The 22182-nt window shown below is 66.8% G+C and carries 20 protein-coding genes and 1 pseudogene; 10 read left to right on the forward strand and 11 right to left on the reverse strand.

Annotated features, from left to right (window positions below; genetic code table 11):
- The first annotated feature begins 20 nt into the window (after nt 1–20).
- From T333_RS20575 to istB, 5 genes and pseudogenes are all read left to right on the forward strand, one after another.
- Nucleotides 21–1070, forward strand: a complete 1050-nt coding sequence (locus T333_RS20575) for a beta-keto acid cleavage family enzyme (RefSeq protein WP_357256341.1) — start codon at nt 21–23, stop codon at nt 1068–1070.
- An 82-nt stretch (nt 1071–1152) separates the two neighbouring features.
- Nucleotides 1153–2472 carry an MFS transporter gene (locus T333_RS20580; RefSeq protein WP_496425511.1) on the forward strand — a complete coding sequence of 440 codons (1320 nt, stop codon included), beginning with the start codon at nt 1153–1155 and terminating at the stop codon, nt 2470–2472.
- A gap of 19 nt (nt 2473–2491) precedes the next feature.
- Entirely contained in the window at nt 2492–3076 is a 585-nt protein-coding gene (locus T333_RS20585) for an RBBP9/YdeN family alpha/beta hydrolase (RefSeq protein WP_496425512.1), read from the forward strand.
- Between the two features lie 105 nt (nt 3077–3181).
- Entirely contained in the window at nt 3182–3946 is a 765-nt protein-coding gene (locus T333_RS20590) for a DUF8020 domain-containing protein (protein WP_496425513.1), read from the forward strand.
- Between the two features lie 493 nt (nt 3947–4439).
- Nucleotides 4440–5239, forward strand: a pseudogene (istB, locus tag T333_RS20595) (IS21-like element helper ATPase IstB).
- Between the two features lie 109 nt (nt 5240–5348).
- On the opposite strand, the gene T333_RS20600 reads toward istB, so the two are convergent.
- Entirely contained in the window at nt 5349–5771 is a 423-nt protein-coding gene (locus tag T333_RS20600; protein ID WP_357256344.1) for a VOC family protein, read from the reverse strand.
- A 422-nt stretch (nt 5772–6193) separates the two neighbouring features.
- On the reverse strand, nt 6194–7381 hold the full coding sequence (locus T333_RS20605) for a L,D-transpeptidase (protein ID WP_496425514.1): 1188 nt from the start codon (nt 7379–7381) through the stop codon (nt 6194–6196).
- A 583-nt stretch (nt 7382–7964) separates the two neighbouring features.
- Between T333_RS20605 and T333_RS20610 the strand changes: the two genes are divergently transcribed.
- Nucleotides 7965–8690 (forward strand): hypothetical protein, encoded by a 726-nt coding sequence (locus tag T333_RS20610; protein WP_496425515.1) that lies wholly within the window; start codon nt 7965–7967, stop codon nt 8688–8690.
- Nucleotides 8691–8706: 16 nt separating this feature from the next.
- Here the strand turns inward: T333_RS20610 and T333_RS20615 are convergent, their stop codons facing one another.
- From T333_RS20615 to T333_RS20630, 4 genes are all read right to left on the reverse strand, one after another.
- The gene (locus T333_RS20615) at nt 8707–9369 is read right to left on the reverse strand and encodes a trypsin-like serine protease (protein WP_355003046.1); all 663 of its coding nucleotides are present in this window, start codon (nt 9367–9369) and stop codon (nt 8707–8709) included.
- 586 nt (nt 9370–9955) lie between these two features.
- Nucleotides 9956–10696 (reverse strand): SCO6745 family protein, encoded by a 741-nt coding sequence (locus tag T333_RS20620; RefSeq protein WP_496425771.1) that lies wholly within the window; start codon nt 10694–10696, stop codon nt 9956–9958.
- 74 nt (nt 10697–10770) lie between these two features.
- The gene (locus T333_RS20625) at nt 10771–11655 is read right to left on the reverse strand and encodes an alpha/beta hydrolase (protein ID WP_496425516.1); all 885 of its coding nucleotides are present in this window, start codon (nt 11653–11655) and stop codon (nt 10771–10773) included.
- A gap of 5 nt (nt 11656–11660) precedes the next feature.
- Nucleotides 11661–12266: a TetR/AcrR family transcriptional regulator gene (locus T333_RS20630; protein ID WP_496425517.1), complete on the reverse strand. Its 606-nt coding sequence runs from the start codon at nt 12264–12266 to the stop codon at nt 11661–11663.
- Between the two features lie 177 nt (nt 12267–12443).
- On the opposite strand from T333_RS20630, the gene T333_RS20635 reads away from it, so the two are divergent.
- Nucleotides 12444–12776 (forward strand): thioredoxin family protein, encoded by a 333-nt coding sequence (locus T333_RS20635; RefSeq protein WP_496425518.1) that lies wholly within the window; start codon nt 12444–12446, stop codon nt 12774–12776.
- A gap of 55 nt (nt 12777–12831) precedes the next feature.
- Here the strand turns inward: T333_RS20635 and T333_RS20640 are convergent, their stop codons facing one another.
- On the reverse strand, nt 12832–13794 hold the full coding sequence (locus T333_RS20640) for an alpha/beta hydrolase (RefSeq protein ID WP_355003041.1): 963 nt from the start codon (nt 13792–13794) through the stop codon (nt 12832–12834).
- 131 nt (nt 13795–13925) lie between these two features.
- On the reverse strand, nt 13926–14915 hold the full coding sequence (locus T333_RS20645) for a GlxA family transcriptional regulator (protein WP_496425519.1): 990 nt from the start codon (nt 14913–14915) through the stop codon (nt 13926–13928).
- A 109-nt stretch (nt 14916–15024) separates the two neighbouring features.
- Between T333_RS20645 and T333_RS20650 the strand changes: the two genes are divergently transcribed.
- From T333_RS20650 to T333_RS20660, 3 genes are all read left to right on the forward strand, one after another.
- Nucleotides 15025–15609 (forward strand): TetR/AcrR family transcriptional regulator, encoded by a 585-nt coding sequence (locus T333_RS20650; protein ID WP_496425520.1) that lies wholly within the window; start codon nt 15025–15027, stop codon nt 15607–15609.
- Between the two features lie 342 nt (nt 15610–15951).
- Entirely contained in the window at nt 15952–17475 is a 1524-nt protein-coding gene (locus T333_RS20655; RefSeq protein ID WP_496425521.1) for a GMC oxidoreductase, read from the forward strand.
- 686 nt (nt 17476–18161) lie between these two features.
- Nucleotides 18162–18509 carry an NAD(P) transhydrogenase subunit alpha part 2 gene (locus T333_RS20660; protein ID WP_355003037.1) on the forward strand — a complete coding sequence of 116 codons (348 nt, stop codon included), beginning with the start codon at nt 18162–18164 and terminating at the stop codon, nt 18507–18509.
- 99 nt (nt 18510–18608) lie between these two features.
- Here the strand turns inward: T333_RS20660 and T333_RS20665 are convergent, their stop codons facing one another.
- The 3 genes from T333_RS20665 to T333_RS20675 all read right to left on the reverse strand — a co-directional run bounded on the left by T333_RS20665 (nt 18609) and on the right by T333_RS20675 (nt 22160).
- Nucleotides 18609–19067, reverse strand: coding sequence for a TetR/AcrR family transcriptional regulator (locus T333_RS20665; RefSeq protein ID WP_355003036.1), 459 nt, complete (start codon nt 19065–19067; stop codon nt 18609–18611).
- Nucleotides 19068–19167: 100 nt separating this feature from the next.
- The gene (locus tag T333_RS20670) at nt 19168–20739 is read right to left on the reverse strand and encodes an MFS transporter (RefSeq protein ID WP_357256356.1); all 1572 of its coding nucleotides are present in this window, start codon (nt 20737–20739) and stop codon (nt 19168–19170) included.
- Nucleotides 20740–20948: 209 nt separating this feature from the next.
- A complete protein-coding gene (locus T333_RS20675) occupies nt 20949–22160 on the reverse strand; it encodes an acetyl-CoA C-acetyltransferase (RefSeq protein ID WP_496425522.1) in 1212 nt (403 codons plus the stop codon).
- Nucleotides 22161–22182 lie beyond the last annotated feature (22 nt).

The following is a 22182-nucleotide window of genomic DNA, read 5'->3' on the forward strand; positions in this document are numbered from 1 at the left end:
ACAACTGAAAGGACTGAATGATGCACTACCTCGACGATTCGCTGCTTCCGGAAACCCAGGACAAGCTCGTCATCCAGGTCGCCCCGTACGGGCCGGAGTTCCTGCCCGGGGACTCCGATGACATCCCGGTGACGATGGACGCCCAGATCCAGAAGGCCGTCGACTGCTACAACGCGGGCGCCCAGGTGCTGCATGTGCATGTGCGCGAGGAGGACGGCCACGGCTCCAAGCGGCTCGAGATGTTCAACGAGATGCTCGCCCGGCTGCGCGAGGCCGTCCCGGAGATGATCCTGCAGGTCGGCGGCTCGATCTCCTTCGCGCCGCCCAGTGACGGCGACGCGGCGAAGTGGCTGTCGTACGACACCCGGCACCTGCTCGCCGAGCTCGATCCCAAGCCGGACCAGGTGACCATTGCCATCAACACCTCGCAAATGAACATCATGGAGTTGTTGACCGACGACGACATCGCAGGCACCTCGCTGCAGAACCCCGCTTACTACCGGGCCTATCGGGACATGGTGGTAGAAGCCGGGCCCGAGTTCTACCTCGAACACCTGCGCCGGCTCACGGAGGCGGGTATCCAGCCGCACTTCATGCTCGGCAATCTGACGCAACTCGAGACGGTCGAGCGGTTGATTCGGCGTGGCCACTACACCGGACCCCTCGTGCTGAACTACGTCGCCATCGGCGGCGGCGCCGCGGGAATGCATCCGGCCGACCTGATCGAGTTCATTCGCCGCACACCGGATGGTGCGGTGCTGACAATCGAGTCGATCATGCGCAATGTCACCCCGATGTGCACGATCGCGATCGCGCTGGGCCAGCACGTCCGGGTCGGCATCGAGGACAACCTGTGGGGCCGCAAGGGCGAGCGCCGCACCTCGGTCGAGCAGGTCGAGCAGATGGTGCGCATCGCCGACGAACTCGGCCGAGAGGTCGCCACCTGTAAGGAATCCCGCGACATCTACAAGCTCGACGAGATCTACGGCGGCACCGACGAGGCGCTGGCCAAGATCGGCTTCCCGCCGAACCGCAAGCCGGGACAGGTCGGTTTCCTGCACCACGCCTGACCGATCACCAACCTGTTCCAACCCAGGGGGCGCGGACGCCCGAAGTCCGCGCCCCCAGCTTCACTCGGCCATAGGAGCGCCCATGGGCCTGCGCAACACCGCGATCGCCCCTTCGACGACCATGGAGGGAACGACGCGTACACGAACCCGCGGCTACCCGTGGCTCGTCTTCGCCCTGATCTTCGGCTTACTCCTATCGGACTACATGTCCCGGCAGGTCCTCAGCGCGGTCTTCCCGTTTCTGAAGGACGAATGGGCACTGTCGGATTCGAAACTCGCCTCGCTCAACAGCATCGTCGCCCTGACAGTCGGCGTGCTGGCTTTCCCGATCTCGCTGCTGGCGGATCGATGGGGACGCATCAAGAGCCTCGTCACGATGGCGGTGATCTGGAGCGCGGCAACACTGTTGTGCGCCTTGGCCGCCAACTACGGACAGATGCTCGGCGCCCGCTTCCTCCTCGGCGTCGGTGAGGCGGCATACAGCAGTGTCGGACTGGCTGTCATCCTCACCGTCTTCGGACCACGCCTGCGGGCCACCATCAGCGGCGCCTTCCTGTCCGGTGCCACCTTCGGCTCGGTCGTCGGCGTCGCCCTCGGCGGCATCATCGCCGTCCACATGAGCTGGCGCTGGGCATTCACCTCGATGGCGGTTCTCGGCCTGCTCCTGGTGGCGCTGCTTCGGGTTCTGGTCACCGAAGCCGGACTCGCTCGCCACCAGGCCGACGAGGCCGTCGCCGAGCAAGCCGCAACGGATACCTACCGCGCGCCGCTGTCGACGCTGGCCACCAACCCGGCGCTGCTGTGCGCCTACGTGGGCAGCGGGCTACTGATGTTCGTCAGCGCCGCCCTCATGCTCTGGCTACCCAGCTTCTTCAACCGTTCCCACGGTATGGCCCCGGACAAGGCGGGGGCGACCGCGGCGCTGTTCATCGTGCTCATGAGCATCGGCATGATCGTCTTCGGCGGCCTCACCGATCGTCTCAGCCGTGATCGCCCAGCCCGTAAGTGGCTCATCGCGGCCATCTACTGCACGGTGTCGGGAGTCCTGTTGTTCGCGGGATTCGGTGGCGCGTCCGGAACGCTACAGTTCGTACTGCTCGGAGCCGGGGCCCTCGTCAGCGCAGGCGCCACCGGACCGATGTCCGCGCTGGTCGCCGACCTGGCCCACTCGAGCGTGCGTGCCTCCGCATTCGGCATCGGCATTCTGGCCAACAACGTTCTCGGAATCGCACTGGGCCCGATGGTGATCGGCGCCCTGGCCGACGACATCGGCCTGGAGTCTGCCCTGAGACTGTCGCCCGTTGTCTACTTCGGCGCCATCGCCGCACTGCTGCTCGGCCAGCGGTTGTACCCGGCAGGACGAGCCAGGGTTGCCGCACTCGGCGCCGCAGATTCTCGCTGAACTCCTCCGAGGAACAACCGTGAACACTACCGTCGACCCGACCGTGGTCCTCGTGCCCGGCCTTGCACCCACCACCGTCGACCATTGGCAATACCTGCTGGCTCAGCGGCTGCCCAAGGCCCGGATCGTCGAGCCGCCCGCCCATGCTCCGCTCAGTCGAGAGGCACGAACGGCCGCACTGGGTGCCACCGTGAGCGCCATCGCGGGCCCGGTCGTCCTAGTCGCCCACAGCGCGGGGGTCCTGACCACCGTTCATTGGGCCCAGCAACCCACCCGCCCGATCCTGGGTGCGCTGCTGGCCACCCCGCCGGACTTCGAACTGCCCCTGCCCGAAGGGTTTCCCTCCCGCGGAGAACTCGAACGCCACGGCTGGAACACGATTCCGCGGCAGCGCCTGCCGTTCCCCAGCATCGTGGCCGCCAGTACCAACGACGCCCTCGCCTCTTTCCGGCGGGTCGCCGGAATGGCGGAGGCCTGGGGTGCCCGACTGGTCGATCTCGGTCCCGTCAGGCACCTGAATCCGGCATCAGGGTTCGGACACTGGCCTGACGCCGAGGGATTCGTGAACGACCTCAGCCGCACCCAGGCTGCCCCCGCGGACTGATCGAACGGTCTGTCCTCGCTCGCAGGGCACACAGCACGCACTGAATCCCCAGCGGGCGGCGGTCACAAGGGCGCTGCCCAACTCACCAATGAAGATGAGGAACCCATGAAGATGAGAACAACGGCTATGACCGCGGCGCTGGCCGCCACTGCCGTAGTGGTCGCAGCGGCGACCGCGCAGGCCGCACCCGCGGCCGGTGAGGAATCCGGTGGCGTGCACTACGAAGTCACCCGCCGCGGGGACTCCGCTGTCGTGGCGATCAGCGGTGGCACGCTGCGCCACGACGATCAGCAGCTCGTGCTGTTCGATCCCAGCGACAAGCCGGTCGCGGCGATCCCGCTGACCTACCGCGTCGACGACATCGCCTACCCCATCACCGCCAGCATCGACGGTGCGACCGCGACCCTGACACCCTCGGGTGATCATGGGAAACCGGTCACACCCGTGGCCGCCTCCGACATCGTGACCGTCGAACGAGCCGCCACCCAGGTCGCCGAATCCTTCACACCCCGTGATGCCCAGGCACTGGGTGTGTTCGCCCAACGCGCCGCCATCGGTGCCGCGGTCAGCGCCGTGCTCGGTGCGGTCATCGGCGCCGGAATCGGCTGCCTGGTCGGCGGCGCCGCCGGAGCTGTCGTCTCCAGCCCCGTCATCGCACTGCTGCTGCCCTTCGTCGGCGCCACCGTCGCAGGCTGCGTCCTCGGCATGGCCACCCTCGGCGCGGTCGGAACGATGGCCGGAGTCGTCCTGGCCGGCGGACCCATCACCCTGTTCTCCGCCATCCAGTACTTCTCCACCATCCTCGCCCCCTGCCCACCCGAACTGCCCTCCTGCAAGGACCCGGCACAGCCCGCGCTACCCGCGAAATAGCGGCTACCGGCATCGCGCGTCCGGGAAACCCTGCCTCGACCGCGAAATAGCTACTGCCGATGCCGCGCGCCCGGGAGCTACCCGCATCCGGGCGCGTGGCACGCGTACTGGGGGCTACCCGCATCCGGGCGCGGCTCGTGCACCATCACCCGCTGCCCGCTGCCCGCTGCCCGCTGCCCGCTGCCCGCTGCCCGCTGCTGTCGTGATCTTGGTTGCGGTGCAAGGATGCGTGTGCTTCGCCCATACAGACGCGTTGGAGGGAGTCGCCGTTGCCTCGCCAGACGAAGGTCGAGTTCCTACGCCGCGATCCGGCGCGACGCACGAGCGGGGATGTCGGGTCGGGCGTTACAGACGAAGTACGGGGTCGGCTGGCGCACAGTGCAAGCCGCAACGAACTCTGCGTGGCCGAACGAGGCGGCCGTTGCCCTCGGTCGCGGGCCTATGACCAGTTGCTTGTCCGAACTCCATCCTCGACGAAAGGGAGCACTACAGCATGAGCATCGCCGCACCACGCCGCCACGGCATGACCGATCAAGCCGCCGACGCCGCCGTCGACCAAGCCTGCCGAATGCTACGACTCCCCACCATCCGAGCCCAGTTCAACGAGATCGCCGAGGGCCCCACACGCGAGCAGATGACCTACCGGGCATGCCTGGCCGAACTCCTACTCGTCGAATGCGACGACCGCGCCCGCCGACGCAGCGTACGACGTATGGGCGCCGCGGGGTTCCCGCGAGACAAGTCGTTGCGCGCGTTCGATTTCGAGGCCAACCCCAACGTCGTCGACCCCGCCACGATCCACACCTTGGCCAACGGCGAATGTATCAAGAAGGGTTCCCGCTCTGCCTGATCGGTGACTCCGGCATCGACAAATCCCACTTGCTCATCGCGTTGGGCACCGAAGCCGCCATGCAGGGTCACCGGGTCGAATACACGCTGGCCACGAAGCTGGTCAACGAGCTTGTCGAGGCCGCCGATGACAAGCAGCTGACCAAGACGATCGCTCGCTACGGTCGCGTCGATCTGCTTTGTATCGATGAGCCCGGCTACATGGAACTCGACCGCCGCGGCGCGGAATTGCTGTTTCAGGTCCTGACCGAACGCGAGGAGAAGAACTCCGTCGCGATCGCCTCCAACGAGTCGTTCTCCGGCTGGACCAAGACCTTCACCGACCCCAGGCTTTGCGCCGCGATCGTCGACCGACTCACCTTCGGCGGTCACATCATCGAGACCGGCACCGACTCCTACTGTCTCGCCCGCACTGCCCAAGCCAAGGCTGCCGCTGCTGGGTGATGTCGGTATTCACCGATAGTTCCCAGGTCAACATCCAGAAATGGCCCTGCTGAGGACGACGCTGGGCTGGGGCGAGCCGGTCACCGATCAGAGAGGCGACGGGAGTCGGTCATTGGTGCCGGGCGGTGATGTTGAACATCCAGCTGATCCCGAATTTGTCCACGAGCGAGCCTGCCTCATCTCCCCATACCTGCGTTTCAAGAGGCAGCGTGACGGTGCCACTGACAGACAACTTCTCGAAGTAGTCGTGGAGCTCTCCGTCGTCGCCACCAAGGAAGATCGCAACGTTGTTGCCCGGCCGATAGGACGGGTGGCCGGGTCTTTCATCCGGAAAGTCCCATGCCATCAACGTGTAGCCGGCGGAAGTATCCAGACGAGAGTGCATGACCTTGTCAGCACTCGGCGAATCCGGTGAGCCGAAGTCCGCGACCGTTGAAACCTCCAGCGCGCCGCCGAAGACCTGCTGGTAGAACTCCATCGCCTCCCGCGCGTTCCCATTGAACGTGATACATGGATTGACCTGAGAACCCACTCGAACGCTCCTTCGTGAACTGACCGATCGCGCTGTCCGATGGCCGCCAAATCAAGGCTCCCAACAAATCACGACACCCTCTGTCGTGATTCTTGGTATAACTCTGGGTGTGTGCGTCGTCACGCCGTCACGCCGTCACCGATCGGACCTACCGACATCAGCGGCCCCTTGTATCTCTGCCGCCCACTGACAGCAGCCCGGAATCCGGGACAGTCGCCTCAGCGACCTGGTGACGTCAGAATTCACCGATCGGATCGGACCGATCCGCCATTGAACGACAACCAAATTCACCGGCGAACGACGTCAGAATTCACCGGCACAACCGAACACCCGATTCGGCGTCCGGTGCGGCCCGGTGATCGGCGTCTGCATGCCGGCCCCGCACCGGCCTCACGCGGAATTCGGTGAGCTGCCTTTTCGTGTCAGGCGGGGGTGCCGCCGCGAAGCCAGTCGGGCCAGGGGACGCTCCAATCGCCGTTCTGCCAGATGTCGAGGGGGTCACCGCCGGTGTTGCGGACCTCGACGACGTCGCCGGGGATGACGAAGTCGTAGAACCATGCGGCATCGTCGGGGGAGAGGTTCAGGCAGCCGTGTGAGACGTTGGTGTTGCCTTGGGCCCACATGCTCGAGGCCAGTGCGTGGACGAAGATTCCGTCGTGGCTGATGCGGACCGCGTGGTCGATGCTCGTGCGGTAGCCGCCGGAGTTGGTGGGCAGGCCGTAGGTGGCGGAGTCCATGATCACCGGGTTGTTCCGGTCCAGCACGGTGTAGATGCCGGGGCGGGTCCAGAACGACAGATATTTGCCTCCGACAGCTATGGTGCCGCCCTTGCCCATCGATGTGGGCATGGTGCGCACCAGGTTCCCGTTGTCGAAGACCTCGATGTGTTTGGTGTCGTCGTCGGCGATCGCGACGTGCGCGGGGCCGATGTTCACGGAAACCCGTTGGTCGCGCAGGCCGTAGCGGCCCTCGCCGAGCGCGCGTCCGAAGAGGTCGGCTTCGACCGTGATCTGGGTTCCCGGCGCGTGATAGTGCTCCGGCCGCCAGTGTGCGTTGTGATCGTCGAGCCAGTACCAGGCGCCGGTGACGGCGGGCTGTGTGGTGACCTTCAAGTGGCGTTCCGCGGCGGCCCGGTCGACGGGTTCGTCGAAATGGGCGACGAGCACGAAACCCACTCCGTAAATGTCGTTTTCGGTCAGCTCGACGAGATTGGCGGAGCGCAGCGAGACGTCGATGAGCTGTTGCGGTCGCACCGTGGCGCAGGTCGCCGTCGCGGTGACGTCGCCTGTTTCGCCGTGCGCGACGGCTTTCACGGTGTAGGTGTGTCCGTAACCGAGTGGTTCGGCGCTGGTCCAGGTTCGATGATCGGGCGCCGGTGCACCGGGTAGTGATCTGCCCGTTTCATCGATCCATTCGACCGACCGCAGCGTCCCGTCGGTGACCGTGACCGTGCCGGGGCTGCGCGCATCGACGTCGTGCGCGCCGGGTGGCGGATCGATCCGGATTGTGGCGGGTTTGGGAGGCGCGGGTTCCAACCGCCCGCATCCGGTCAGTGCGAGGCCACCCGCACCGGCGAAGCCGATCAGCATCCGACGACGTCCCAATGCCACCGTGTCTCTCCCTTCGCTGGGGTGCAGCAGGGCCGACCTCTGTCCGCCAGCATGTGGCAGCTACGCGTCGGCCGAGACGGCAACGGGCGGTATCTCCACCGATCCGTCGCGCAACCGACACCGTTCCGCGATTGATCGGAGTTTGCGGACAAGACGGTCACGGAACTGCAGGGCTCGGACAATCCCACGGTCCTGGCTACCTTCCGGCGAGCTCGGCGACGACCGGAGCGCATCGGTCGGCGAAGTCGGCGCCGAGTGCGCTTCCCACGCCGTCAGCCAGGCCGGGCGTAGCGGAGAGGCGTACACCCAGGTGCCAACGCGCAGGTCGGTCAGGGCCGCGACGGTGGCGAGCATGGGACCGGGCGCCGCGGGGGCAGCCCATGATCATCTCGTTCGGTATATCCAGAGGCTGTGACGACGGATCCGCCCGAAATTCACCGGTGCAGCAGAGATCGCGTGTGCGTTCCAGCGAACGCCTTCTATTCGGGATTCGTTCGGCGTCGGGTGCGCGATAGCGCAGTCGCGCGGTGGATCGAGCAGCCAGAGATAATGCCGCATGGGATTTTTCAAGCCGAGGTGCCCGGTGGGGGAGATCGAGCGGCTGTGGGTCGAGGAGATGTTGAGCTGGTGCGCAACGCAATTCGGGCACAGGACGCTGCGAACGCCGGTGATCCTGCCGACTTCGGACTTCTTTCCCGACGCGTACTCCGGCACCGAGCCGGAGGTCCGTTCCTTGGTCGAGCGCGTGAGCGGGTACATGGGTGTCCGTCGGGATCGCGTCGTCGTAGAGATCGACACGGACGGCGATGTGTTGCCGGAGGACGTCGCGTTTCTGGAGGGTTCTTCGCACGGGGAGGCGGGACACTACCGTCTGGAGCGCGGCCGCGCGGTGGTGTCGCTCTCGATGTCCCAGATGCGCTCGCCGGTCGCGTTGGTGGCGACGGTCGCCCATGAGCTGGCGCACGAACGTCTTCTCGGTGAGGACCGCATCGCGCCCGATCGGCACGATGGCGAGCAGCTCACCGATCTGGTCACCGTGTACCTGGGGCTCGGCGTCTTCAACGCCAATGCGGCGTTCCAGTTCGCCCAGAGTCGCCACGGCTGGCGATCCCAGCGGCTGGGCTATCTGTCACAGCCGATGTTCGGGTACGCGCTTGCCTGCTGGAGCGTGATGCGCGGCGACCCCAGACCGTTGTGGGCCGAGCACCTCGACACCAACCCCCGCGTCTACATGAAACAGGGCCTCAAATACTTGCGAGCGAACCCGGAGCGGGTCGTCTGCCCGCCTGGGATCGGAACGCCAGGTTGACGAACGAGCAGCTGTCCTAACCGATCGGCTTGAAGCCGGCGCCGACGCCACCCTGGGCCGCGAGATCCGCCAGCACGCCGCTGATTCCGGTGAACTGAATGGGCGCCCAGATACGCATCAGGTTGATCGAGGAGGCGATGCCCACCAGCCCGGAGCCCGCGTAGGCCGGACCACCGGAATCGCCCGGAAAGACGAGCTGCCAGGACCGTACCGCGTTGCCGTCGCGTTCGAGCATGTTGCCGCAGGTGTGCTCGGTGACCTGGCCGTACTTGCACAGCAGCTGACTGGGATCGGGATAGGGGGTGATGCGGTCGACGCGCCGACCCGCCGGGGTCAGGTTGGTGGGCTTGACGACCTTGGGATCGAGCTGGATCACCGCGTAGTCGAGCTGGGCGTCCTCCCGAAAGAGTTCCGAAGGCCACTTGCTGGACCACGCCGCGAAGTAACCCACGTCTCGACCGCCGACGCTCACGCGCTGGTTCGGGACCCGCATGCAGTGCCCGGCGGTCAGCGCGACGAGGTTGCCGTGCTTGTCCGTGCCGACGGAGGCGATGGTGCACACTCCGATCGAGGTTCCCGGGCCGACGACGACGGGGTCGTCGGCTTGCGCCGGAACGGCGGGGAGGATGGCAAGGCCGAGGGCGCATAGTGCGGCGGAGATGGTGGTCTCGAGATTCACGGGTATCCCTCTTTCTCGACAATGCTCAAGTTGTGGCGTCGGCCCGCGCTACGGGCCGGATCACGGCGGGACGGTGCGAATTTCGTGGGCTCGTCGGTTGGTTCGGGTCGGTCGGTATGGCCGGGCACAACGAGGTGTGGAGCATGAACTTGTCGGGCGGGAAGGTCCGACGCCGATTTCGGTCGCTACGGCAAGCCCGCGGCCATTGGCCTGGATTCGCTCGGTGATCCCGGCGGGCTTGCCCGGTCGTCGAGCGAATCGGCAGCGACCAGCGCGAACGTCAGCGGCTGCCCGGACAGCTGGAACTCACCCGCACATCCCAACACGGCTAACTGCACAGACGATCAACGACACGCTCGGAGAAGATTACCGGGACTCGATGCCCCGGTGGAGGTGAACGGGCCATCGGGGTGATTCGCCCCTGACCGGGCGTTTCGCGCGAAGGAGTCGACGCCGAATCAGGGGCGCTGGGCCGCGCGGCACCAAGTGGACCCCGCGAGTTCTGGAACAAGCTCGGCGCCGCCGCTTGCTCGGTGTGGACCTGCCGGAGGAACGCGAGAGGGCGACCGAGGCTGCCGCTCGTGGGTCAGCGGGTGAAGACGGTGGTGTGGGCGGCGGTGAGCAAGGCGGTCAGTTCGGCGCCCGCGGCCTCGTCGAGGACGGCGAAGGCGGGGGCGATGAGGGTGTCGGTGAGCGCTTCGGCGCGTTGCCAGCGGTCTTGGATGGTGGGGGTGATCTCTTCGAAGGGTTCGGGCCAGCCGTACCAGCGGGCCTGGTTGGGGCCGTTGTTGAAGGGGGAGCCCGAGACGAGGACGGCTTGCAGCGGAGTGAGGCCGCTGGTGCGCACGGCGAGGAGGTGCAGGCCGCCGCGGAGTTCGCGCAGGACGTGTGCGAGTTGCGCGACGCGGGCGGGGGCGTCGGCGGGAAGTGGCAAGGCGCGCCAGCCCGCGAAGAGGGGCAGGCCGGCCGGATCGGCCGCGGCGACAACGACTTCCAGCAGTTGGGCGAGGCGTTCGGCCTGGTCGAAATCGGCGAGTTTGCGGCGGCCGAAATCCTGACAGGCGGCGGCGTAGCCGTCGGCGGCCTTGGCGGCGGGCATCGGCACCGACTCCCAGGCCTTGCGGATCGAATGGGCGGGGAAGAATCCGAAGGCGGCGGTCACCACGTCGGCGTCGACGTCGCCGAGCACACCGCCCCTGCCGCGGACGTACGGGCCGAAGAACCCGTCGACCCCGGTACTGCGTGCGAATTCCTTCGCCTCCCGGGAGAACATGAATCCCCCGCCGAGTTCCTGGACCTGCTTCTTGACCGCGGCGGCGACCGACACGCGCACTCCCTTCATCGGACTGTCATCCAGTCGTCACCCTAGGTGATTCTTACACCGTACGGAAGGGGGCGTGATCAGACTTCGGGAAGTGCTCGGCGGAGAAAGTCGATCTGGTCTGCGAGGACCTTCTCGCGGTTGTCGGCGCGATACACCTCGAAGTGGCTGAACGGGTAGGTGCGCAGCTCGCCCCGGGGCGCGCGCTCGGCGAGTTCGACGGTGTTCTCGGCGAGGGTCTCGCGGTCGCCTTCCGCGATGGAGACCAAGAGCGGCATGCGGAGCCGCGGCGCGTGATCGCCTGGTTTGTAACGCATCATCTGGAGCAGGCCGCGCGGCGCCACGCTGTTGCGCCAGGTGTCGCTGCGCATCGCGTCGATGGTGGCCTGTGCTTGCGGGCCGGTCATGACAGCGAGTTCGCCTGGGCGGCCGACAGCGGGAATGTAGTGCGGCGAGAGGCCGAAGACGCCGCGCAACCAGTCCACGACCATCACGCGCAGCAGCGCGAAAGTGGCTCTGGTGGAACGTCCTTCGGCTCGGCGCGGAAATCCGTTGAAGGGCACCTGCGCCAGTACCGCCGCGATGCGCTCGTCGTCGGCGGCGACCGTCACGACATGGCCGCCGCCGAGCGAGGTGCCCCACAACACGATTCGATCGGGATCGACCAGTGGATGCTCGCGGGCGAAGCGGACCGCGGCGCGAATGTCGGCCAACTGGTCCTCGATGTCGACGACCTGACGCGGTCGACCCGCGCTCGCGCCGAAGCCGCGGTAGTCGAAGGTCAACGCCGTCATGCCCGCGGCGGCGAAGGTCTGGGCGGCCGTGACGACCGACGGGGTGTCCTGGGTGCCGCTGAAACCCGTGCACAGGACGACGCAGGGGCGGCCAGCGGTGTCCGTCTCGGTGTACAGGGCGCCCGCGCATTCGGTGCCCGACGAATCGAAGGTTATCGCAACGGTTTTCATCGTTCCTACGCGTGCCGATCGGAATGCGGGAGCTTCGTGCCGAGCATGCGCTCGAGGAGATCCACGAGCGTGGCGCGATGCGCGCGCAGGTCCAGGTCCGGGCGCTCGGCGTAGACCTCGTGCAGTTCCCGCAGTGCGCCGAGCAGGGCGATCGCGGTGAATTCCGGGTCGGTAACGCGGAATTCGCGCTGGGTCGCACCCGCTGTCAGCAGGGTGCACAGGGCGGGGCGTAGTTCGTTCGCCACGCTATCCACGATCCGATGGTGCATGTCGCGGAAGCGATCCCCGTGCAGCGTGGCCAGCAGGCCGGGCGCTTCGTTGCGTTCGGTGAGCGCGTAGCTGTGGTCGACGTAGCTGAGCAGCCGCGCGCTGGGCGATCGCGAATCGTCTTGCAGGATAGCGAGATAGGTCGCGCACAGCCGCTGCGCGATGGTGTCGACGGCGGCGGCGAACACCTGCTCCTTGGAGCTGAAGTAGTGGTAGAAGCAGCCTTTCGCGACGCCGAGCCCGCCGGTGATGGATTCGACGGTGGTCTGGTCGTAGCCGCGCTCCACGAAACTGCGCACGGCCGCGTCGACGATCTCGGCTTTGCGGACTTCGGGCTTCTTCACCTGTCGCACGGTGCACCTCCCTGCATTCGACGCTACCGACCGACCGTCGGTCGGTCAAGAGGTGAGGAGGGCGCGCCAAGCCTCGCCAAGGACACGGTTGCCGGCAGCGAATTCGGACGTTTGCCCGGTCAGCACCCGGCAATGCGATAGCTGAGCGCAGCGTCGAGGAGAGAAGCGATGAAGGTCCCGAACACCGTCTCCACCGAAACCTTCGCCACGACCGTGCTCGACTCCAGCAAGCCGGTGCTCGTCGCCTTCTCCGCCCCCTATTGCGCCCCCTGCCGCAGGGCCGCACCGACGCTGCGCCAACTCGCCGACGAACTCGCCGATCGGCTCGTCGTCGTCACGGTGAACGTGGAGGAGCAGCCGGAACTGGCCGAGCGGTACGGGGTCCGGGCTTTCCCCACGCTGGGCCTGTTCGTCGACGGCCGCCTCGTGCACCACAGCGTGGGCGTCGACCCGGTACCGGAATTTCTTGACGAGTTCGGCGACTTTCTCCCTGACCGGTGAGCCGCCGCGGCCGCGAAGTCCGCGGCCGCGGCGGACGGCTGATCAGGCGAAGCACTCAGTCGTGCAGTGCCGTGGACAGCGCCGCGACGGCTTGGGCGATCGCGGCCTTGGCGGCGTGGGTGTCGTGCAACGAGTTGACCATCACGAAGTCGTGCACGATCCCGCCGTAGCGGGTCTGCGTCACGGGCACGCCCGCGCGCCGGAGGTTGGCCGCGAAGGCCTCGCCCTCGTCGCGCAGCACGTCGGCCTCGGCGGTGATGACCAGGGCGGGCGGGAGTCCGGCGAGCTGCTCGGTCGTCGCGCGCAAGGGCGACGCGGTGATCTGCGCCCTGTCCTCTTCGCTGGTCGTGTACTGGTCCCAGAACCACCGCATGCCGTCCCGGCTCAGGAAGTAGCCCTCGGCGAAGTCACGGTACGAGCCGGTGTCGAAGTTCGCGTCGGTGACCGGGTAGAACAGCACCTGCTGTACGAAGGAGACGTCGCCGCGCTCCTTTGCCATCAGCGTCAACGCGATGGCCATGTTGCCGCCGACGGAGTCGCCCGCGATGGCGATGCGCGCGGAATCCAGGCCCTTGGTGCCGCCCTCGGTGGTGACCCACTGGGCGACCCGGTAGGACTGCTCGTTCGCCACCGGGTAGCGCACGTCCGGCGAGCGGTCGTACTCGGGGAACACCACGGCGGCGTTCGCGCCGATCGCCAGATCGCGCACGAGCCGATCGTGGGTGTGCGCGTCACCGAAGACCCAGCCCGCGCCGTGCGTGTAGAGGATGACGGGCAGCGGTCCCGCCGCGCCGACCGGCTTGACGATGCGCACCCGGACCGAGCCGGTGGGCCCGCCCTCGACGGTGATCCATTCCTCATCGATCTCCGGCTTGAAGATCGGACTGTCCTGTACGCCGTCGACCGCTTTGCGGCCCTCTTCCGGCGGAAGCTGGTACAGGAACGGCGGCTCGGAGGTCGCGTCCACGAACTCCTGCGCGGCTGGCTCGAGCGATAGACCGAGGGGATTTCCTGCCATGGTCCCTACCTTTCGGCGTCGTTGTTGAGTGGGGCCTCCAGTTTTCGTGAACCGGGCGCACACGCGCCCCAACCGTTGAGCCAAGTATCCGCCCGTTTTGGGACACCGGACGGCAAACCGCAGAACCAAGATCAGCGGCCCTTCGCGTACGCCGTGGAACGGAAGCGCTGCTGATACTTGCGCGGCGAGACGCCGAGTCGGGCGATGAAGGCGCGGCGCATCGCCTCGGCGCTGCCGTATCCGGCGGCCATCGCGGCTTCGGTGACGCTGTAGCCCGCGTCGAGTTTGTCTCTGGCGTAACCGAATCGGACGAAGGCGACGTACTCCGCGGGCGTGCTCTCCAGCTCGGCGCGGAACAATCGGGTCAGGTGCCGTGGACTCACCCTGGCGTGCGACGCGAGCGTTTTCACCGTGTACGGCTGGGCGGGATCGGCGCAGATCAGGTTGGCGACCGCGCGAATGAGCGGGCTGCGCGGGACAGGTCCGCTCAGCGCCGCCGAGAACTGTGACTGCCCACCGGCCCGCTGCATGTACACCAGCAACGACTGGGCGACCCGCCGCGCGACCGCCGCGCCGTGGTCCTCCTCTACCAGCGCCAGCGCGAGGTCGATGCCCGCGGCGACACCCGCGGAACTGTAGATGTGCCCGTCGCGCACGAAGATCGCGTCGGAATCCACTTGGACCGCGGGGAATTGGCGGCCGAGGTCTTTGGTGAACTTCCAGTGCGTCGTCGCGCGCCTGCCGTCGAGGAGGCCGAGGTGGGCGAGGATGGCGGCCCCGCTACAGATGGAGGCGAGGCGGCGCGTGTGCTCGGCGAGGTGACGGGTGGCCCGCAGTACTTCCGGCGTCACGAACTGGGCGGCGGGCAGCTCGCTGCCGGGGATGACCACGGTGTCGAAGCGGCCCGCGTCCGCCGCCGCGCAGGTCACGGCGACTCGCGCGCCGATGGAGGTCTGCACGTCGTTGCCGTCGGCGGAGACCAGCACTACGTCGTAGGCGGGGAGTGACTGGTTTGCCTCGACGAACACCTCGGCCGGGCCCGCGAAATCGAGCATTTTCACCCCGTCGAAGACCAGGATGCCGATGCGCCGCCGCGATGAGGTACCTGCTGTGGAATCCATTGGGCAATCATTGTGGAATCGCGCCTCCACAACCAAGCCGAACGGCCACCGTGTGCCGGACGTCATGCCCGCGACGGAGGCGAATGCCGGGCGTTGCTAGCGTGGAAGAATGGGGCGTCCGCGGCAGTTCGACGAGTCGGCGTTGCTCGATGCCGCCATCGAACTGTTCTGGACCGACGGTTTCGACAGCACCTCGGTCGAGGGGGTATCGGGTGCTTCCGGTGTCGGCAACGGAAGTATCTACGCCGCCTATGGCAGCAAAATGGGTTTGTTCCTCGCGGCTTTCGGTCGATACTGCGAGCGGCGGGCCGCGTTCGTGCACGAGGTGCTGTGTGCCGACTCGGGGTCGCCGCAGGCCGCGGTGCGCGCGTTCTTCGACGCGGTGATCGCGGACTGCCTCGCTCACCCCAACCGGCGCGGATGCCTGATGCTCAACAGCATCGGCCAACTCGGGCACCGGGTTCCGGAGGTCATCGCCATCGCCGATCGGACGACCGCGCGGATGGAGAGCCACGTCGCCGACCGGCTGCGCGCCGATATTCCGCGAAAGGTGCTGGACGAGAAGGAGTTAGCGGCGCTCAGCTCCCACATCGTGCTGGTTTCCCAGGGGTTGATCCAGCTGAGTCGGTTGGATGTGCCTCGGCAGCGTTTGCGGGATGTCGCCGAGATTTCTTGTGCCGCTGTCCCGCGATGACTACTCGAGTGAAATCGCCGGTGGCGTCGTAGGGACCGAAACGGCCCTCGGGTGAGCGTTCGGTCGAGGACGTCGAAAACCGCGGCGCCAGCGGTGAACATTCTGTTCACACTTCTCCCATCGGCCCAAGATCGAAAGTTTTCCTGCTTGCCCGGAAAATACCGCGCGGCCGCGTTTCACACCTCTATAACAGGTTCCAATCCATGACTCGACGAGGAGCCTGCGATGTCTGTTCGCACCCATGAAATTCCTGTTGGTAGCCGGTCCGGGCGGGGGGTGAGCAGGCGCGGATTCCTAGCGGCAACGGGTATCACCGTTGGTGCCGCGCTAGTCGGGAGGTCCATGGCGCGGGCGACCGCGGCGCCGCTGGCGGATGGCGAGAAGGTGTCCGCGCTCGTCATCGGCAGCGGATACGGGGGAGCGGTCGCCGCACTGCGGCTCGCGCAGGCGGGCGTGGAGGTGACCGTGGTGGAGATGGGCAGGTCGTGGACGACGCCCGGCTCCGACGGCAAGATCTTCTGTCCCGTGCTGAAACCCGACGGGCGGTCCTACTGGCTGCGCGACCGCACCGATCAGCCGGTCGGCTACTTCGCGGGCAGCAGTTACAACAAGGACATCGAAAGATACACGGGCGTCCTGGATTCCGAACAGTTCAGCGGGATTCGCGTGTATCAGGGCCGCGGCGTCGGAGGTGGCTCGTTGGTCAACGGCGGTATGGCGGTGACACCCAAGCGGGAGAACTTCGCGGCCATCCTGCCTTCGGTGAACGCCGACGAGATGTACAACGTCTACTACCCGCGCGCCAATACCGGTCTGGGTGTGAACAATATCGACCGAAACTGGTTCGAGAGCGCGGAGTGTTACCAATTCGCCCGCGTGGGGCGCAAACACGCGGAACGCTCCGGCTTCGGCTGGACTTTCGTGCCGAACGTCTACGACTTCGAGTACATGAAGAAGGAGCAGGCCGAGCAGGTCACCCGGTCGGCACTGGCCGGTGAGGTCATCTACGGCAACAACCACGGCAAGCGGTCGCTGGACAAGACGTATCTGGCCGCGGCCACCGGGACCGGCAAGGTGCGTATCACGCCCATGCACACCGTTACCGCCGTATCGCCCACGGAGGGCGGCTATCGGGTGGAGATGAAAGAGATCGACACCAGCGGCGCCGCGGTGGCGACCAAAACCGTTGTGGCGCAGAAGGTGTTCTTCGCGGCGGGCAGTATCGGCACCTCGAAGCTGTTGGTCGCCATGAAGGCGCAGGGCAAACTGCCGGACCTGCCCGATGCCGTCGGCAAGAAGTGGGGCAACAACGGCAATGTGATGGTGGGCCGCGCCAACCACATGTGGGACGGCACGGGCGTACTGCAATCCAGCATGCCTTGCCTGGGTATCGACAATTGGGCGGATTCGGGTGGCCCGGCCTTCGCCGAGGTCGCGCCGTTCCCCGCGGGGCTGGAGACCTACGTCAGCCTGTACCTGGCGATCACCAAGAACCCCGCTCGCGCCCAGTTCACTTTCAACTCCGGTACCGGCAAGGTCGATTTGAGCTGGCAGACCTCCCATAACCAGTACGCCATCGACGCCGCCAAGCGCATCTTCGACAAGATCAATCGGAAGGAGGGGACGATCTACCGGACCGACCTCTTCGGCGTCTACAAGACCTGGGGGGACGACTTCACCTATCACCCGCTGGGTGGTTGTGTGCTCAACGAGGCGACCGACAACTACGGTCGCCTCCCCGGCTACACCGGGCTCTACGTCATCGACGGTTCGCTGATTCCGGGCAATACCAGTGTCAATCCCTTCGTCACCATTACCGCTCTGGCGGAACGCAATATCGAGAACATAATCGCCGGCGATCTGTGACCTCGGCGTAGAGGGCGCTGTGGCATGCGTCCTCTACCGCCGCGCGGGGCCGTCGCGGTGAACGCCACGAGTCGTGTTGCCGCCCGGCCCGCTTCGTGTGGCGGGCACAGCCAGCGACGTTCACCTACTTCTCGCTCTGGCCTCGCCTGTTGTTAAGATCGGTTCGCTCGATCGGTAACAAGGGGGGGAAGACTGTGCGGGGCAATCCATCTGGGAACGTTCGTGCCGGCGGACGGCGCATGTCGCGGCGAGTGGCGTACGCGCTGCCTGCCGCGGTGGCAGCCTCACTGCTCGCCACGGGATGTGGCTCCACCCAACCGCGTAAAGCGCCCAAGCCGCCGACGTCGGTCACCACGACCGCGCCCCGGCCCGCACCGTCCGCCACCCAGTCACCGCGTACGACGCTCCCGCAACAGCCGACGGCGACCAAACCCCCGACAACCACCACGGAGCGTGGTGGTCTCGGGGGATCCAGTGGTGGCAGCGGTAGCGGCAGCTGAATCGAACCTGGCGGCTGTGCTCGCCCTCTTCCGCAACAGGTTTCGCGAGAAGATGGTGCCATGACAACGCAAAGCAGCACTGGTGGATCTGCGTCCGGGTCGGCCAGGGAGCCCCTGCTCGAACGAGTCCGCCTGGCGCGAAACAAGTTTCGGCGCGGGTCAGCCGGGTGGTCTGTGGCGCACCATGTGAGTCTCATCGGTGCGGCCGTCCTGAGTGCTGCTGCCGCGCTGGCGATCCAGATTCCGGACCCGCCTCAGGCTGACCTCGCGGCGATCTGCGCGACCGTCGCCGCCTTGCTGTCCACGCTCAATATCGTCGGGGGCTTCGAAACGAAATGGCAGGCGAACCGAAACGCGTTTTATGACCTGGACAGTCTGCTATTGGATGCGGACGACCCGGCGACTTCCCTCGAAGACATACGGAAAGGTTATAAGCAGGCCGTGTACGCGCAGCGAATGACTTGGATCGCGCCGTCCATGCGCGGATTGGAACAGGAGAAGACGACACTACCCGCCAACCGCGCAGCCGATTGATGGACTCGAGCGGTGCGACGGAAATCCGTGCGGGAGGCACCAATGGATTACATCGAACGCCGACTGTTGCGCGACTGGGAAATGTCGACCCGATCCGGGCTATGGGCTGGGGCGCAGTAGCGCGCCACTGAGGACTGCGCGGATGTGGTCCGGGTCGGCTTCGTGGTCGTCGAGGAGGATGGCTGTACACAGTCCGTCGCACAGTGCGACGAAGGCTTCGATGGTGTCGGGATCGGTGGTTCGTGTCCGGGCGAGTTCCGCGACACTGTCACGCCAGCGTCGCGCTGCGGGGCGTAGGGCGGGTCGGCGAGCCGCCAGGGTCGCGAGTTCACGTTCGGCGAGTGCGCGCTCCCGCCCGGGGCCCGCGGATTCGGCGATGATCCTGGCGAGCCCGTCCAGCGGGTCGTCCGCGGTGTCGACGAGTTGGCGGATGCGGTGCGTGTAGGCGTCTGTGACGCTGGTCAGGGCTGCCACCAGCAGGTCGTCCAGGGTGGCGAAGTAGTAGAGGGTCAGGCTGGTGGTGATGCCTGCCTCTTTGGCGACGGTTCGGTGGGTCACGCCGGCGGCGCCGTCGCGGTGAACGATCGTGAGTGTTGCCTCGATGATCTGGGCTCGGCGACGTTGGCCGCGCAGTTTGCGGCCATCGCCAGTGTCGTGTTCAACCACCGTGGTCCTCTCGCCGATCTTCGCCGCTGCCGGGAGTCGAGGCTATCGGCTCCGCCTCGGCGGTGGCGGCGCCGATCGGGCGGATGTGGCACAGCGTCCGGAAGCAAGCGATCGATGCGCCGGCGATGGCGAGACCCGCGGCGATCGCGGCGGTGTTGAGTCCGGCGGTGAACGCGTCCTGCGCTTGGTGGAGAGCCGCTATGGGCAGCTGGTCCGTCACGGAGACCGCGCCGGAGAGGGTGTCGCTGTACGACTCGGCCACGGATCGGGGTAGCCCCGATGGGACCTCGACCGCGGTCCGGTAGATCGCCGTCGTGAGGCTTCCCAGCAGCGCCACCCCGGCCGCGATTCCCAACTCTTGCACGGTCTCCGACAGCGCCGCGGCCGACCCGGATCTCTCTGACGGCGCCGCACTCACGACGATGTCGGTGCCGAGTGCGGCGATGACACCCAGGCCGAGATAGAGGAACGCGAAGCCGGCGACCACATTCGGCTTGCTGTCGGTGTCGGCGAAGGCGAGCAAGGCGTATCCGATCAGTGACAAGGCCAAGGTGCCGGCCATTACCGTGCCCGGCGGAATGCGACCGGCGATCAAAGGGGCACCGATCCCGCCGATCAGCATGGCCAGCGCCGGTGGTCCCATCCACAGCCCGGCCGCCAGTGGCGAGAGGCCCTCGACGAGCTGCAGGTACTGCGTGACCAGATACATCATCCCGCCGAAGCCGACAAGGCCGATCAGCAAGACTGTCGAGGCGGCGGAAAAGGCCCGGCTGTTGAAAAGCCTGATGTCCAGCAGCGGCTCTCGCAAGCGCAGTTGGCGATGGATGAAGGCGACCGTCGAACCGCCACCGAGCAGGACGGCTGCCAAGGCCTGGGCACCGATGCCGTGTGTGGCCACGTGCTTGATCGCGTAGACGATCGGAAGCATCGCCGCCAGCGACAGAGCGACGCTCCGCAGGTCGAGCCGTGAAGCATCGCTCCGATACTCCGGCAGTAACGCCGGTGCCACGACCAGCACTGCGACGCTGATCGGTACCGCGATCAAAAACGCTGCGCCCCACCAGAAATGAGCAACGAGGATCCCGCCGACAACCGGTCCCGCGGCCATGCCGAGGGCGAACATCGTGGCCCACACGCCGATCGCCAAAGCTCGCTGCCTGGCATCGGTGAACATGTTGCTGACCAGGGACAGGGTGGATGGCATCAGCGTCGCCCCGGCCACGCCGAGCAGTGCCCGCGCCACGATCAGCCAGAAGGCGCTGGGGGCGAATGCCGCGAACACCGACACCGCGCCGAACGCGGTCATGCCGATCATCAGCAGGCGCCGGCGCCCGATCCGGTCGCCCAGCGTTCCCATCGTGATCAGGAACCCGGCGATGAGGAATCCGTAGGCGTCCATGATCCACAGCGTCTCTGTCGCGGTGGGATGCAGGTCCGCGGTCAGGCTCGGGACCACGAGGTAGAGCGCCGTGACATCGAGTCCCAACAGGACGGTCGGCAACGCCAACACCGCTAGGCCGGCCCACTGCCGCCCGCCGGCACGTGACGACGGTTCTGTGTCCATCTCACCCTCAAATCTAATTGAACGTACGTACTATTTGTACCATCGTTCAACCTTGGATGCGAAAGAGTCCCGGCGGTGACATAGGAACGCGCCCGGCAGCGGTGGGTGATCGGCTGGAGAACCCGGCCGATCACCCACGTCGGCGTGGAGATGGGGATATCACGCGCGTGCGCGTCGAAGTGGGTCGACCGGGACGTCGTAGGTCGGGATCAGGACATGCGTTCGAAGACCGCGGCGAGGCCTTGACCGCCGCCGATGCACATCGTCTCCAGGCCGTATCGTGCTTCGCGGCGGTCCATTTCGCGCAGGAGGGTGGCGAGGATGCGGGCGCCGGTGGCGCCGACGGGGTGGCCGAGGGAGATGCCGGAGCCGTTTGGGTTGAGGCGCGGGTCGGTGGGGTCGAGGTTCCAGTGGTGGAGGACGGCGAGGACTTGGGCCGCGAAGGCCTCGTTCAGTTCGATGACGTCCATGTCGGCGAGAGTGAGTTCCGCGCGGGCGAGGGCGCGCTCGGTTGCCGGAACCGGGCCGATTCCCATGGTGCGTGGGGCTACGCCCGCCGCGGCCCAGGAGAGCAGGCGGGCGATTGGGCGCAGGCCGAGTCTGCGGGCCTGCTCCGGGGTGGTGACCAGGCAGAGGGCCGCGCCGTCGTTCTGGCCGCTGGAATTGCCTGCGGTGACCGTTGATTCGGGATCGATCGAGGAACGGATCGGCCGCAGTGCGGACAGCGCCTCGACGGTGGTGTCGGCGCGCGGGTGCTCGTCGGCGTCGACAAGGACGGGTGCCGAGCGGCGTTGCGGAACAGAGACTCCGACGATCTCGTCGGCGAATCGTCCCGCGCGCTGGGCGGCCACGGCGCGCTGGTGGGAAAGTACGGCCAGTGCGTCCTGATCCGCTCGGCTGATCGCGTACTCGGCGCGCAGGTTCTCCGCGGTCTCGATCATGCCGCCCGGCACGGGGAAGTCGCGGCCGCCCGCGGTGACCCGGGCCCTGGCGAGGCGGTCGGCCAGCGCGACGCCGTCGCCCTTGATGCCCCACCGCATTCCGGTCGCGTAGAACTCGGTCTGGCTCATGGATTCGACGCCGCCCGCGAGCACGAGATCGCTGCCGCCGGTGGCGACTTGCAGGCACGCCTGGATGATCGCCTGGAGTCCGGAGCCGCAGCGCCGGTCGACCTGCATGCCGGGGACGTCGATCCCGAGGCCCGCGTCGAGGGCGGCGATTCGTCCGATGGCGGGGGCTTCGCCGTTGGGCGAGGCCTGGCCGAGGATCACGTCGTCGATCGAGGCGCCGTCGATGCCGGTGCGGCGCACCAGTTCTTCGATCACGGTGGTGGCGAGTTGTTGCGGCGGAACGTCTTTGAGCACGCCGCCGAAGCGGCCGACGGGTGTGCGCAACGGTTCGCAGATGACTGCGTCGGGCATTCGTTGTCCTTGAAAAGGGGCG

The organism is Nocardia sp. CNS-044 (assembly GCF_059570515.1).

What these genes read in the sequence shown, in the direction of transcription:
- T333_RS20575 (WP_357256341.1), top strand. Translation starts at nt 21, where the DNA reads ATGCACTACCTCGACGATTCGCTGCTTCCGGAAACCCAGGACAAGCTC.
- T333_RS20640 (WP_355003041.1), bottom strand. Translation starts at nt 13,794, where the DNA reads ATGGCAGGAAATCCCCTCGGTCTATCGCTCGAGCCAGCCGCGCAGGAG.
- T333_RS20590 (WP_496425513.1), top strand. Translation starts at nt 3,182, where the DNA reads ATGAAGATGAGAACAACGGCTATGACCGCGGCGCTGGCCGCCACTGCC.
- T333_RS20675 (WP_496425522.1), bottom strand. Translation starts at nt 22,160, where the DNA reads ATGCCCGACGCAGTCATCTGCGAACCGTTGCGCACACCCGTCGGCCGC.
- T333_RS20645 (WP_496425519.1), bottom strand. Translation starts at nt 14,915, where the DNA reads ATGGATTCCACAGCAGGTACCTCATCGCGGCGGCGCATCGGCATCCTG.
- T333_RS20625 (WP_496425516.1), bottom strand. Translation starts at nt 11,655, where the DNA reads ATGAAAACCGTTGCGATAACCTTCGATTCGTCGGGCACCGAATGCGCG.
- T333_RS20650 (WP_496425520.1), top strand. Translation starts at nt 15,025, where the DNA reads ATGGGGCGTCCGCGGCAGTTCGACGAGTCGGCGTTGCTCGATGCCGCC.
- T333_RS20670 (WP_357256356.1), bottom strand. Translation starts at nt 20,739, where the DNA reads ATGGACACAGAACCGTCGTCACGTGCCGGCGGGCGGCAGTGGGCCGGC.
- T333_RS20635 (WP_496425518.1), top strand. Translation starts at nt 12,444, where the DNA reads ATGAAGGTCCCGAACACCGTCTCCACCGAAACCTTCGCCACGACCGTG.
- T333_RS20655 (WP_496425521.1), top strand. Translation starts at nt 15,952, where the DNA reads ATGGCGCGGGCGACCGCGGCGCCGCTGGCGGATGGCGAGAAGGTGTCC.
- T333_RS20580 (WP_496425511.1), top strand. Translation starts at nt 1,153, where the DNA reads ATGGGCCTGCGCAACACCGCGATCGCCCCTTCGACGACCATGGAGGGA.